Here is a 12,972-nt window from a genome sequence, read left to right on the forward strand (position 1 = left end):
CTAGCAGGGCCTGTCCATCTCCCGGCGCCGCCAGGTTGGGACCACGCAGCAGTAGGAGGCCCGGCCCCCGCGGATGCCTCCGCCGGGACCGGGCCGGGTGTGCCGGCTCCCACTGCGCCTGGTTGTGGGAGCCGGCCCGGGACCCGGCACCGCTGCGCCTGAGCTGCGGTGCCGGGACCCTGCGCCCTCCCCCGCTGCGCCTGGTGTGCGGGGGAGGACGGTTCGTGGGGTTATCGCAGGCCGTCGATCGCCTTCTTCGCCCCCGGGTGCAGCGGCACCGGTTCGGTCTTGTCGGCGTTGTCGAGCGTGATGCCCTTCGCGGCGGCGTTCACCGTGACGAGGGCGTCCAGGTTGTCGTAGAGCGTCTTCGTGAGCTGCTCGGCGAGGTCGTCCTTCATGTCCTTGCGGACCAGCAGGACGTTCGGTACGACGATCGTCGCGACGTCGGCCGGCTGCTTGTACGTCGCCGCAGGGATCGGCGCCGCCGAGTACACCTCGCCGTACTTCTCCTGCATTTTGGGCAGCAGATCGGTGAGTGGCAAGAGTTTCACGCCGTTGCCCATGCTGGTGACCAGGTCGGTGATGCCGCCGGTCGGCAGTCCGCCGGACCAGACCAGTGCGTCGACCGACCCGGATTTCATCGCGTCGACCGACTCCGGCAGCCCGAGCCGCTGCGCGGTGACGTCCTTCGCCGGGTCCAGCCCCGCGGCCTGGAGCAGCCGACGCGCGATCACCTCGGTGCCGGAGTTCGGCGAGCCGGTCGAGACCCGCTTGCCCTTCAGGTCCGCGATCGAGTTGATGCCGGCCGAGGTCCGTACGGCGACCTGCGTGTAGTTGTTGTACAGCCGGGTGAGCGCGACCACGTCCTGCTTGCTCTTGAAGCTGTTCACGCCGTTGACCGCGTCCGCCGCGGAGTCGCCGAGCGAGAACGCGACGTCGTAGTTGCCGCTGACCAGGCCCTGGATGTTCTGTACCGAGGCGCCGGTCTCGCTCGCGGTGGCGCGGTAGCCGGACATCTTCTGCGAGATCACCGAGGCGTACGCACCGCCGAGCTGGTAGTAGACGCCGGTCGTGTTGCCGGTGGCAATCGTCAGCCGGCCGCCGCCGTCCGCGGAGCCGGCCGGTTGCCGCTGGCCACCACAGGCGGCCAGCGAGACGACAGCGAGAAGCGCCACAACGGGTCGAAATCTCATGCGGTTCCTTCCTCGGCGGTGGCCTGGCGCTGTCGCCGGACCAGGTTGATGCCCACGGCGACAAGTAGCAAACAGATTCCGGCCGTGATGGTTACGGGCGCCAGGTAGAGCAGCAGCGCGGCGGCCGGTACGCAGACTGCCCGCTCGAGCCAGGTCGCCCGGACGAACACCCAGCCGCCGGTGACCACGGCCAGCGCCGCGACGGCCAGCATCGACACCAGCGTGGTCCAGACCATGCCGACGAACGATCCCTGACCGAGCAGGTGCGAGCCGTTGTCGGTGAGCACGAACGCGAACGGCACCAGGAATGCGGGCAGCGTGTACTTCCAGGCCTGCCACATCGTCGGGATGACCCGGCCGCCGGTGATCGCGGCGGTCGCCACCGCGGCCAGCGCGGTCGGCGGCGACACCTCGGAGAGTACGGCGTAGTAGAAGATGAACATGTACGCCTCGGGCTGCGTCACCCCGAGGTTCACCAGGGCCGGCGAGATGATCACCGCCGCGATGATGAACGACGCGGTCACCGGTACGGCGAGCCCGAGGATCATCACGGCCAGCCCGGACAGCACCACGGTCAGGATCAGGACGACGGTGTGGTTCTCGGTCAGCCCGTGCGCGGCGTTCACGATGATCTCGGCGAGGTTCAGGCCGAGACCGGTCTGCGTGGTGACCGCGACGATCACGCCCGCGGTCGCACAGGTGGCCACCACCGGCAGCACCGAACGGGTGCCCTGGGCAAGCGCTTTGAACAACGGCCGCCCGGTCAACCGGTGCTCGCGGTCCAGGAACGACAGCCCGAACTGGATGATCACCGCGTAGACCACGGCCTTGAACGGCGGTACGTCGACCGCCATGAAGCCGATGATCACGAACAGCGAGAGGAAGTGGTACCCGAACCGCACCAGCAGCCGCCACGCCGACTGCCCCGAATTCCCCGCGGCCGAGGTCGTCCCGTGCTTGCGGGCGTCGATCTCGATCGCGAGCAGGATGCCCAGGTAGTACAGGATCGTCGGGATCACCGCGAACCCGAGCACCTTCAGGTACGACACCTGCAGGAACTCCGCGATGATGAACGCGGCCGCACCGAGCGTCGGCGGCGACAGGATCGCGCCGATCCCGGACGCGGCCAGCATTCCGCCCGCCGGTTCGGGCGGGTAGCCGGCCCGGCGGAGGATCGGCCACGAGACGGTGCCGAGCGACACCGCGGTCGCCGTACCGGAGCCGGACACCGTGCCGAGCAGGAAGCCCGCGAGCGTGACGGTCCGGCCGGGCGCCGTACGGCTGCGTTTGAACGCCGCGAACGACAGGTTGATGAAGAACTTGCCCGCGCCCGAGTAGTCGAGCACCGCGCCGTAGATGGTGAACAGCACGATGTACGACGCGGCCACGCTCAACGGGGTCCCGTAGAAACCCGCCGTACCCATCGTGAGCTGGGCGATGATCGCGTCGAAGTTGAAGCCCTGGTGTGCAAGCGCCCACGTGTACGGCAGGTACCCGCCGTAGTACGCGTACGCGATGAAGACGAGGCTAAACACCGGCAGCACCCAGCCGGTCGTACGACGACAGGCCTCGAGCAGGAGCACCAGCAGAACAGCCCCGGCGATCACGTCCATCGCAGTAGGCGCCTGCCGGCGTTCCAGGTACCCGTCGAAGTCCAAGAGCGGGTAAACGCAGACAACGAGAGCAAGCACGGCCAGAACCCAGTCCAGGATCCCCGGGTCGTCGTGCGTGCCCCTACGGCCCGGAAAGCCCCGGTAACACAGCAGAGTGATCGGCAGGACCGCTGCGAGAAAGATCACCAGGTAGAACTGTGTGCCTTGTGGTATTGGAAAGAAGACCTGAGCCAGTACCCCGACGCTGACGACCGCGCACCAGACCGAAAGCACCAGGTCCAGGCCGGGGCGCAGCCGCCGCGCCGGGCGTTCCTGCTCGTACTCCGCCAGCTCTTCGTCCGAGGGAGCGGCGGCCCCTTCCCCGTCATCAATACCGACAGTCATCGACCGGCTCCCTCCTGTGCCCGGAAGGCTAATGTTGCCGAACACTGCGTGGAGTCACGTGATTACGTCTTTACCAAGATCTGACACATGAGGCCGTGACCTGGCCTACGATCACCGCATGAGTGGCGCGGTCCGGATTCTGCTGGTCGAGGACGATCTCGATATCGCCAATGCCCTGATACCCGCCCTGCGGCGTTACGGCCTGATGGTGACGCACGTGCGGACGGCGGCCGACGCCTTGGCGGCGGACCCCGGTGACCTGGTCCTGCTGGACCTCGGGCTGCCGGACGGGGACGGCATCAACGTGTGCCGGCAGATCCGTACGGTCTCCGACGTGCCGGTGATCGCGGTGACCGCGCGTGGTGAGGCGGCCGACCGGGTCCGGGGGTTGCGCAGCGGCGCGGACGACTACGTGGTGAAACCGTTTGCCATTTCCGAGCTGCTGGCCCGCATTGATGCTGTACTTCGTCGTACCGGTCTCTTGCAGCCCCGCCCCCGGGTGACTGTCGGCGACCTGACCGTGGACATCGAGGCCCGCACGGTCCAGGTGGCGGACAAGCCCATCAGTCTGACCCGCAAGGAGTTCGACGTGCTCGCAGTACTGGCCGCGCACCACGGCCGGGTGGTCCCCCGGGAACAGGTCGCGCTGTACGCGTGGCAGTCCGTGTTCGAGGCGTCGTCGCGGACCATGGACGTGCACGTCGCCAGCCTGCGGGCCAAGCTCGGCCGGCCCGAACTGGTGCAGACCATCCGCGGCGTCGGCTACCGCCTGGGTTCGGACTGACCGTTGCGCCGTCGACTACTGCAGTCCCTCGTCCCGATGGTCGTCGCCCTGGCCATCGTCGCGGTGATCCCGCTGGCGAACTTCATCGCCACGAGTACCTCGCGCACCCTCTTCCTGTCCCGCAGCAACGACGCGGACTGGTTCGCCGCGATGGCCGAAGGCCCGCTGCAGACCGGCGACATCGCGAACCTGCGCGAGCTCGCGGTCCGCTACGAGGAGCTCTACAACACTCCCGTCTTCGTCGTCGACGTCGACTCCCGGGTGATCGCCACCTCCCGGTCCGGCGTGGACGTGAAGGAGGACGACATCGCGACCGCGCTGCACAGCACGCTCGCGGGCCGGCTGCCACCCGAGCCGCCGGCGATGTGGCCGTGGCGTACCGGCGAGATGATCGTCTCCCGCCCGGTCGTCAACAACGGCTCCGTGCTCGGTGCCGCCGTACTGCGGGTGCCGACCGCGAAGGCCCGTGACCAGGTGCAGAGCGGGCTGCTGCTGCTCCTCGGCGGGCTGCTGATCAGCATCGGCGCGATCATCGTCGGCATCGTCCGGCCGATCACCCGCTGGGTGCTGCGGCCGCTGCAGGACCTCGACAACGCGACCCACCAGATCACCCGCGGCGCGCTCGACACCCGGGTGTCGACCGACGGCCGCGCACCGGAGCTGAGACGGCTGGGCGACAGCTTCAACTCGATGGCGCTGAGCCTGCACCAGGCCCGGCAGCGTGAGCGCGAGTTCGTCGCGGACGCGTCGCACCAGCTGCGGACGCCGCTGACGTCGGCCCGGATCCACATCGAGGGCCTGTCCCGGCTGTCCCCGACCGCGCGGTTCGCGCTCAGCGACATCGACCGGCTCGGCCGGATCGTCCAGCGGCTGTCCCGGCTGGCCGGCTCGGACCGCCCGTCGGCCGATGCCGAGGGCAACGAAGAGCCGCTGGACCTGGCCCAGGCGGTCAAGGAGCGGCTGGTCGGCTGGAAGGCCGTGTACGCCGCGGACGACATGGAGCTGATCGTCGGCGAGATGGTCCCGGGCGGGGTCGCGCCGGAGCTCGAGGTCGACGACATCCTCGACGTACTGCTCGACAACGCCTCGAAGTACGGCGCCCCGCCGGTCGAGGTCTCGGTCACCCGGGACGGCACCGAGGTCGTGATGTCGGTCCGCGACCACGGTCTCGGCCTCGGCTCGCGGGACCTGAAGAAGGTCGGCGAGCGGTTCTGGCGGAGCGCACACCACCGGGAGATGCCGGGCACCGGCCTGGGCCTCGCGATCGTCCGCTCCGAGGCCGCCCGGGTCGGCGGCCGGGTGGTCGCCCGCCCACCGATCGGCGGCGGCCTGGTGATCGAGGTCCGCGTCCCGCTCCTCGAGGACTACGACGCCTGACCGCCTCTGGGCGGGGTCAGATGTGGTTCTGGCGGTACCAGCGTTCGGCGGCTGGGTGCAGCGGGACCGGCATGGTGGCGATCGCGGAGCGCGGGTCCAGCGCGCCGGCCTCCGGGTTGCCGGCGGGGGTGGGGCTGGCGCCTGGGGTCGCGGGGGTGTCGCTGGGTTGCGGGACGCCCTTGACCAGGTCGTTCTGCCGGCGGAACAGCGTGTTGACCGTCCACCAGGCCCACGAGTCCGACAGGTCGGTCCGGGCGATCAGGTAGTTCGGGATCGCGAGCGTCGGCACCGACTGGGCCAGCCCGTACTGCGACGGCGGGATCGGCGCGACCAGGAACCCCCCGAACTCCTTCAGCGCGATCGCCTGCGCGACACCGCCGATGTCCAGCAGCCGGAAACCGATGGTCTTCTGCAGGCGGGCGATCGGATCGGTCGGCACGCCGCCGCTCCAGAAGAACGCGTCGATCGAACCCCGGGTCTCGCGCTCCTTCGGCTGGATCGCGTCGGCCATCTCCTGGAGCGACAGGTTCCGCCGGGTCACCTGGATCTTGTCCGGGTCCAGCCGCTTGGCCGGTTCCAGCTTCGCGTTGGCCATGATCGCGTCGGCCCTGGCCCGGTCCAGGATCAGGTTCGCGACGATCTCGGTACCTGAGCCCTTCGGCCCGACGCCGACAACCGTGCGCCGCGTCGGGGCGTCGCTGTTCGGGAACAGGTCCGACAGGCTGGTCGCCTTCGACGCCATCGGTACGACGACGTGGACGTAGTTGTCGTACACCCGGGCCAGCGCACTGAACTTGAGCCGTCCGGAGGCGAACGCGCCGGTGCCCTCGTACGCGGCCAGCGCCGTGTCCGACGTACAGAACCCGAGGTCGGCCTTGCGGCTGGCGACCGCGATCAGGTTGGCCACCGACCCGTCGCTCACCACCGCCGTCAGCTCCACGCCCGTGACCTCGGTGACCAGCTTGCTGAGCGCCGCTCCGAACACGTTGTAGACGCCACCGGCGTTCCCGGTGGAGAAGACGGCCTTCTCCGACGGCGCGGGCTCGTCCGCGCGGCCGCGGGAGCAGCCCGGCAGCAGCAGCCCGGACGCGGCGGCGGCGCCGAAACCGAGCAGGCTGCGGCGGGTCAGGCCGGTCGGCCGGGCGGAGGCGGGCAGGCGGGGGCGATCCATGCAGACAACCTAGACAACAATCAGGCCGAGCGGGTAGCCGTGCCCGGCCCCGCAACCCAACCGCTACCCGGAGTTTCGTGGCGAAACTGCGTCTGGACGCGCCCGGGGTTGGTGTGACAGCGTTGTCATCCGTGCGGCCGTAGCGGCCGTGTGAGGATCCTTTCCCGGAGGCTGATTTCGTGCACGACGACCGTCAACTCATCGAGGAGCGGCTCAGGCGCGCCCTGCGGGAGCGGCTCCGCCCCGCGATCTACGGCGCGGCCGTCCCGTTGGACATCGAGGTGTGGCACGCACCCGGTGAGCCGGTGACCCCCGCCGAGGCGCTCGCCCAGACCTACGAGAAGGCCGAGATCGGCCTGCCGTGGGGACCCGCGTGGGGCACCGCCTGGTTCAAGTTCAGCGGCCAGGTGCCGGCCGAGTGGGCGGGCAGTGAGATCGAGGCGGTCATCGACCTCGGCTTCAGCGGCGGCCCCGGCTTCTCCGCGGAGGGCCTGGTGCACACCACCACCGGCAGGCCGCTCAAGGGCCTGCACCCGCGGCAGACGTACGCCCCGCTCTCGATCCTCGGCCCGGACGGTACGGCGGCCTCCGCCGGCGACACCGTCGAGTTCTACGTCGAGGCGGCCGCGAACCCGGAGATCCCGCTCGACAACGCGGACGCGAAGACCGACATCGGCGCCGGCCTCGGCGACCACCCGATCTACCAACTGACCCGCGCCGACCTGGCGGTGTTCAACGCCGAGGTGTGGGACCTGATCCTCGACCTCGAGGCGCTCGACAGCCTGCAGAAGGAGCTGTCGATTCAGGAGCCGCGGCGCAAGGAGATCCTGCGCGCGTTGAGCCGCGCGCTGGACGCGCTCGACTACGAGGACGTCGCCGGTACCGCCGCGGCCGCTCGCGCCCAGCTCACCGACGTACTGAGCCGGCCGGCGCATGCCAGCGCGCACCAGTTGTCCGCGGTCGGGCACGCGCACATCGACTCCGCGTGGCTGTGGCCGTTGCGGGAGACCCGCCGCAAGGTGGCCCGGACGGTGTCCAACGTTGCCACCCTCGCCGAGGAGTACCCGGAGCTGGTCTTCGCGTTCTCGCAGGCGCAGCAGCACGCCTGGGTGAAGGAGAACTACCCGGAGGTCTGGGAGCGGCTGAAGAAGGCCGTTGCCGAGGGCCACATCGTGCCGGTGGGCGGCATGTGGGTCGAGTCCGACACCAACCTGCCCGGCAGCGAGGCGCTGGCCCGGCAGTTCGTGCACGGCAAGCGGTTCTTCCTGGACGAGTACGGGATCGACACCCAGGAGGTGTGGCTGCCGGACTCGTTCGGCTACACCGCGGCGCTGCCGCAGCTGGTGAAGCTGTCCGGGTCGAAGTGGTTCCTGACCCAGAAGATCTCCTGGAACAAGGAGAACAAGTTCCCGCACCACACGTTCTGGTGGGAGGGCCTGGACGGGACCCGGGTGTTCACCCACTTCCCGCCGATCGACACGTACAACTCGGACCTGTCCGGGCGTGAGCTCGCGCACGCGCAGCGGAACTTCGCCGAGAACGGCGCGGCGACCCGGTCGCTGGTCCCGTTCGGGTACGGCGACGGCGGTGGTGGCCCCACCCGTGAGTTCGTCGCGACCGCGCGCCGGGTCAAGGACCTGGAGTCCTCGCCGAAGGTGACGATCGAGTCCCCGACGGAGTTCTTCAGCGCGGCCGAGGAGGAGTACTCCGAGCACGCGCCGGTGTGGTCCGGTGAGCTGTACCTGGAGATCCACCGGGCGACGTACACCTCGCAGGCCAAGACCAAGCAGGGCAACCGGCGGACCGAGCACCTGCTCCGCGAGGCCGAGCTGTGGAGCGCCGCGGCCGTTGTCGCGGGCAAGCTCGACGTCTACCCGTACGAGGACCTCGACCGGCTCTGGAAGATCGCGCTGCTGCACCAGTTCCACGACATCCTGCCGGGCTCGTCGATCTCGTGGGTGCACCGCGAGGCGGAGCGCACGTACGCCAAGATCGCCGACGAGCTGGACGCGATCATCTCCCGCGCACAGCAAGCACTCGCCGGCTCCGGCTCCTCGCCCATCACGTTCAACGCCGCACCGCACGGCCGCAACGGCATCGCCGGTCTCGGCGCGGGCGTCGCGACCACCGCGGGCCAGGCGGTCACCGTCGAGAACGGCGTGATCGACAACGGGCTGATCCGGGTCACGATCGACGAGCGCGGCCTGATCACCTCGCTGTACGACGTCGAGGCACAGCGCGAGGTCATCGCACCAGGTGCCGTGGGCAACCTTCTGCAGCTGCACGTGGACACCCCGAACCACTGGGACGCGTGGGACGTCGACTCGTTCTACAAGAACAACGTCCGCGACGTCACCGAGGTCGACAGCGTCGACTTCAGCACCGCTGACGGCGAGGCGGTCGTGGTGGTGAAGCGGTCCTTCGGGCGGTCGACCGTCACGCAGACGCTGCGGGTGCTTCCGGGCACCAAGCGGGTCGACATCGAGACCGAGATGGACTGGCACGAGACCGAGAAGTTCCTCAAGGCGGCGTACCCGGTCGACGTCCACGCGGACCGGTCCGCGTCCGAGACGCAGTTCGGGCACATCTTCCGGCCGACCCACCAGAACACCTCGTGGGACGCGGCGAAGTTCGAGATCGCGGCGCACCGCTGGGTGCACGTCGGCGAGCCGGGGTACGGCGTTGCCGTGGTCAACGACTCGACGTACGGCCACGACATCAACCGGACCGCGCGCGCGGACGGCGGTACGACGACCACGATCCGTACCTCGCTGATCCGGGCGCCGCGGTTCCCCGACCCGAAGACCGACCAGGGCGTGCACGTGGTCAACCACGCGCTGGTCGTCGGCGCCGGGATCCCCGAGGCGATCGAGGAGGGCTACCGGATCAACCTCCCGGAACGCGTCGTCGACGGCGCCGGCACGGTCGACCCGATCGTCGCGCTCGACAACCCGAACGTCATCGTCGAGGCCGTCAAGCTCGCCGACGACCAGTCCGGGGACGTCATCGTCCGCCTCTACGAATCCACCGGCGGCCGCTCCCGCGCGACCGTCACTCCGTCGTTCAACGCGTCGTCCGCCACCGAGGTCGACCTCCTCGAACGCCACCTCGCGGACCACGAGTTGACGGACAACGGAGTCGGCTTCGAACTCCGCCCGTTCCAGATCCTCACGCTCCGCTTCAAGCGCGCCTGACAGCGGAGGCTTGCACCCCACGCGGGGGCCTGGGACAGGGTATTTCCTGTCCCAGCCCCCCGCATCTTGTGCACGGCCCCCGCGCGTGGCTGGGTTTGAACTGCTCGATGCCCGGTGTTTACTCGGCTGACGTAGCGTGCGGGTATGGCTCCGACACCATTGCTCGGTTCCCGCACCCTCGATCGGCAGACGGCGCGGACGTTGCCGCCCGGGCCGAAGTTGCCGACGCTTGTGCAGACCGTGTTGTTCGCGAGTCACCGGAAGACGTTCTTCCCGCGGATGCGGGAGAAGTACGGCGACGTGTTCACGATCCGGCTGGTGCCGTCGAGCCGGGTGTGTGTCGTGCTGAGCCGGCCCGAGCACATCAAGGAGGTGTTCGGCAGCCCGCCCACGGTGATGCATGCCGGTGAGGGCAACACGGTGCTGGAGCCGATCATGGGCTCGCACTCGCTGCTGCTGCTCGACGACGAGGACCACGTCCGGATGCGCAAGCAGCTGATGCCCGCGTTCTCCGGCCCGGCGCTGCGCGGGTACGCCGGCATGGTGCACGAACTGGCCAAGGCCGAGGTCGCGAAATGGCCGACCGGTACGCCGTTCAAGGTCCACCAGCGGATGCGCAACCTGACCCTGGAGATCATCCTGCAGGTGATCTTCGGCGTCACCGATGTCGACCGGCTGAACACCCTCCGCCCGCTGCTCGACAAGATCGTCTCGGTCTCCCCGGTGATCATGCTCGGCGGCTTCTACCCGCCGCTGCTCAAGGTCCGCCCCTGGAAGACGTTCCTCGACACCCAGCGGCAGATCGACGAGATCCTGTCCGACGAGATCGCCGCCCGCCGCGAGACGTTTGCCGGCCGCAACGACGTACTGTCGCGCCTCCTTGCCGCAGGCAACTGGTCCGACGTGGAGCTGCGGGACCAGCTGGTCACGCTGCTGCTGGCCGGCCACGAGACGACCGCGACCGCGATGGCCTGGGCGTTCCACGAGCTGGCGCGGCGGCCGGCGGACCTGGAGTTCGGGCAGCGGGCGGCCGACGCCGGCGCGGACGACGAACTGGAGGCGATCGTCAAGGAGGCGCTGCGCCTGCACCCGGTCGTCTACCAGGTCGGCCGCCGGCTCACCGAGACCGCCGACATCGCCGGCTACCGGCTGCCCCGCGGCACGACGATCATGGCCGCGATCGGCCTGGTCCACCGCGACGGCGAGCACTTCCCGAACCCGAAGGAGTTCCGCCCGCGGCGGTTCCTCTCCGACGACCCGCCCGCGCCCGGCACGTGGATGCCGTTCGGCGGCGGCGCCCGGCGGTGTATCGGCGCCGGCTTCTCGCTGATGGAGGGCACCGAGATCCTCCGCGCCGCCCTCGCCGCGTTCAACTTCCAGGCTCCCGACCCGACCCCGGAGCCGGCCCAACCGAAGAACGTCACCCTGGTCCCCCGCCGCGGCGCCGAGGTCACCGTCACCCGCCGCTGACACCGCCGGCCGCTCGTGGGTGGTCCCACGAGCGGCCGGGGGAGAGTTCAGTCCTCGAGGTCGCCGACGTCGCCCAGGTCGACGTCGCGGTAGGTCTCGCGGTCGGACTCGTCGTCGTCGGAGAGTTCGAAGTCGTCCTCGTCGACGACGTGTACGGCGGCCTCCTCGGCGCCGGCGGCCGCGCCGTCGATGCCGACGTCGGAGGCGTACAGCTCGCTGTCGTCGTCCTCGCGGGTGCCCTCGTCGGACGCGACCAGCCGGCCGGAGCGGCTGTTGCCGACCTCGGGTCCGCCGACGTCCTCGCCGTCCTCGGCGTACGGGTCGACGTCCGGGACCTCCTGCGCGATCCGCTGGTCCAGGGTCTCGCCCTGCAGAGCCTCGTCGGCCGTCGTACCGAAGCCTTCGCCCGCGGACCACTTCTCCGGCGGCGAGTACCCCTCGTCCAGCAGGTCGTCCACGCCGCGGTCGTTGAGGGTGTCCCCCGGCTGCAGCTGATCCTCGTCGTCGACGGAGTAGCTGCCGTAGTCCTCACGGTTGTTGTCACTCATGTGCAAACCTTGGCGCGTCGTACACGAGGGAATCAAGCTCAACGGAGAATGGGGCCCGTGGATCCGGTCAGGCTGACGTTGGACCAGTTGCGGGAACTGCGGGACGACATCGCCCCGCAAGCCGCGCGGCGGTCGCGCGCGTCGATCCGGCGCCGGATCGACCGCTGGCGCAGCCGGGCCTTCTTCATCGCCCAGTGCGCGCTGGCCGCGGGTGTCGCGTGGACCATCGCCCGGTACGTCGTCGGCCACAAGCAGCCGTTCTTCGCGCCGGTCGCGGCGATGGTCTGCCTCGGGTTCAGCTTCGGCCAGCGGCTCCGCCGGGTGGCCGAGGTGATGGTCGGCGTCGCGGTCGGTGTCGGCGTGGGCGACCTGTTCGTGAAGGCGTTCGGGACCGGCGTCGCGCAGCTGATCTTCGTGATCGCGCTCGCGATGAGCGTCGCCGTACTGCTCGGAGCCGGCAACCTGATGACCACCCAGGCCGGTGTCCAGGCGGCGATCGTGACCACCTTGCTGCCGAACCCGAACGCCGGTTTCAGCCGCTGGCAGGACGCCGCGCTCGGCGGTCTGGTCGCGCTGGCGGCGGCGACGATCGCCCCGGCCGCGGCGATCCGGCGGCCGCGGCAGCAGGCCGCCGGGGTGCTGAGCGAGCTGGCCGAGATCCTCAACGAGACCGCGGACGGCCTGCGGTCCCGGGACGAGGAGGCGGTCACCGACGCGCTCCGCCGGGCCCGGGCCAGTGAGTCCCGGCTCGACGACCTGCGCAGCGCCGCCGAGGAAGGCGTCGCGGTGGTCCGGCTGTCCCCGTTCCGGCGGCGGCACCGCGGCCGGGTCCAGGAGATCGCGGACCTCGTCGTACCGCTGGACCGGGCGATCCGGAACACCCGGGTGCTGGTCCGCCGGTGCGCGGTGTCGGTATGGCGGGACGAGGGCATGCCGGCGGAGTACCCGATGCTGCTGGAGCGGCTCGCGGACGGCACCCGGCTGATCGGCGAGTCCCTGTTCGAACCGGCCGCCGACGTCGCGGCGCACCGGGTCCTCGGCGAGCTCGGCCGCCGTACGGCGGAACTCCCGCTGCCGGCCGGCCTGTCCGCGGTCGTCGTCCTCGGCCAGCTCCGCTCGACGATCATCGACCTGCTCGAACTCACCGGCACGTCGTACGACGACGCCCGCAAACTCGTCCCCCTCCGGCTCGACGGACTCGACGAGAAGTAGTGACTCAGGTCACAACTGGTTTCGAC

9 protein-coding genes are annotated in these 12,972 nt (G+C 70.0%); 5 read left to right on the forward strand and 4 right to left on the reverse strand.

All coding sequences use genetic code 11. The features are described from left to right. Positions 1-230 precede the first annotated feature (230 nt). Positions 231-1,193, reverse strand: coding sequence for a TAXI family TRAP transporter solute-binding subunit (locus tag ACQHIV_RS25895; protein WP_427885924.1), 963 nt, complete (start codon positions 1,191-1,193; stop codon positions 231-233). Next, positions 1,190-3,190, reverse strand: coding sequence for a TRAP transporter permease (locus ACQHIV_RS25900; protein WP_427885926.1), 2,001 nt, complete (start codon positions 3,188-3,190; stop codon positions 1,190-1,192). The genes ACQHIV_RS25895 and ACQHIV_RS25900 overlap by 4 nt, the downstream gene beginning before the upstream one ends. A 118-nt stretch (positions 3,191-3,308) precedes the next feature. On the opposite strand from ACQHIV_RS25900, the gene ACQHIV_RS25905 reads away from it, so the two are divergent. After that, positions 3,309-3,974, forward strand: coding sequence for a response regulator transcription factor (locus ACQHIV_RS25905; RefSeq protein WP_012918592.1), 666 nt, complete (start codon positions 3,309-3,311; stop codon positions 3,972-3,974). Between the two features lie 36 nt (positions 3,975-4,010). Beyond that, positions 4,011-5,351, forward strand: a complete 1,341-nt coding sequence (locus ACQHIV_RS25910) for a sensor histidine kinase (protein WP_427885929.1) — start codon at positions 4,011-4,013, stop codon at positions 5,349-5,351. Positions 5,352-5,367: 16 nt separating this feature from the next. Here the strand turns inward: ACQHIV_RS25910 and ACQHIV_RS25915 are convergent, their stop codons facing one another. Continuing rightward, positions 5,368-6,522, reverse strand: a complete 1,155-nt coding sequence (locus ACQHIV_RS25915) for a TAXI family TRAP transporter solute-binding subunit (RefSeq protein ID WP_427885931.1) — start codon at positions 6,520-6,522, stop codon at positions 5,368-5,370. Between the two features lie 179 nt (positions 6,523-6,701). Between ACQHIV_RS25915 and ACQHIV_RS25920 the strand changes: the two genes are divergently transcribed. Both ACQHIV_RS25920 and ACQHIV_RS25925 read left to right on the forward strand, forming a co-directional pair. Then, positions 6,702-9,716 carry an alpha-mannosidase gene (locus ACQHIV_RS25920; protein WP_427885932.1) on the forward strand — a complete coding sequence of 1,005 codons (3,015 nt, stop codon included), beginning with the start codon at positions 6,702-6,704 and terminating at the stop codon, positions 9,714-9,716. A 144-nt stretch (positions 9,717-9,860) separates the two neighbouring features. Continuing rightward, positions 9,861-11,186 carry a cytochrome P450 gene (locus ACQHIV_RS25925; protein ID WP_427885934.1) on the forward strand — a complete coding sequence of 442 codons (1,326 nt, stop codon included), beginning with the start codon at positions 9,861-9,863 and terminating at the stop codon, positions 11,184-11,186. A gap of 47 nt (positions 11,187-11,233) precedes the next feature. Here the strand turns inward: ACQHIV_RS25925 and ACQHIV_RS25930 are convergent, their stop codons facing one another. Beyond that, positions 11,234-11,734, reverse strand: a complete 501-nt coding sequence (locus ACQHIV_RS25930) for a DUF5709 domain-containing protein (RefSeq protein ID WP_427885936.1) — start codon at positions 11,732-11,734, stop codon at positions 11,234-11,236. A 48-nt stretch (positions 11,735-11,782) separates the two neighbouring features. On the opposite strand from ACQHIV_RS25930, the gene ACQHIV_RS25935 reads away from it, so the two are divergent. Then, a complete protein-coding gene (locus tag ACQHIV_RS25935) occupies positions 11,783-12,946 on the forward strand; it encodes an FUSC family protein (protein ID WP_427885937.1) in 1,164 nt (387 codons plus the stop codon). The last annotated feature ends 26 nt before the right edge of the window (positions 12,947-12,972 follow it).

The sequence above is a fragment of the Kribbella polygonati genome (assembly GCF_050320105.1).
In the GTDB taxonomy this organism is placed as follows: Bacteria; Actinomycetota; Actinomycetes; order Propionibacteriales; family Kribbellaceae; genus Kribbella.

Coding starts and splice junctions, on each gene's coding strand:
- ACQHIV_RS25915 (WP_427885931.1), bottom strand. CDS start 6,522: ATGGATCGCCCCCGCCTGCCCGCCTCCGCCCGGCCGACCGGCCTGACC.
- ACQHIV_RS25935 (WP_427885937.1), top strand. CDS start 11,783: ATGGGGCCCGTGGATCCGGTCAGGCTGACGTTGGACCAGTTGCGGGAA.
- ACQHIV_RS25930 (WP_427885936.1), bottom strand. CDS start 11,734: ATGAGTGACAACAACCGTGAGGACTACGGCAGCTACTCCGTCGACGAC.
- ACQHIV_RS25905 (WP_012918592.1), top strand. CDS start 3,309: ATGAGTGGCGCGGTCCGGATTCTGCTGGTCGAGGACGATCTCGATATC.
- ACQHIV_RS25895 (WP_427885924.1), bottom strand. CDS start 1,193: ATGAGATTTCGACCCGTTGTGGCGCTTCTCGCTGTCGTCTCGCTGGCC.
- ACQHIV_RS25910 (WP_427885929.1), top strand. CDS start 4,011: ATGGTCGTCGCCCTGGCCATCGTCGCGGTGATCCCGCTGGCGAACTTC.
- ACQHIV_RS25900 (WP_427885926.1), bottom strand. CDS start 3,190: ATGACTGTCGGTATTGATGACGGGGAAGGGGCCGCCGCTCCCTCGGAC.
- ACQHIV_RS25925 (WP_427885934.1), top strand. CDS start 9,861: ATGGCTCCGACACCATTGCTCGGTTCCCGCACCCTCGATCGGCAGACG.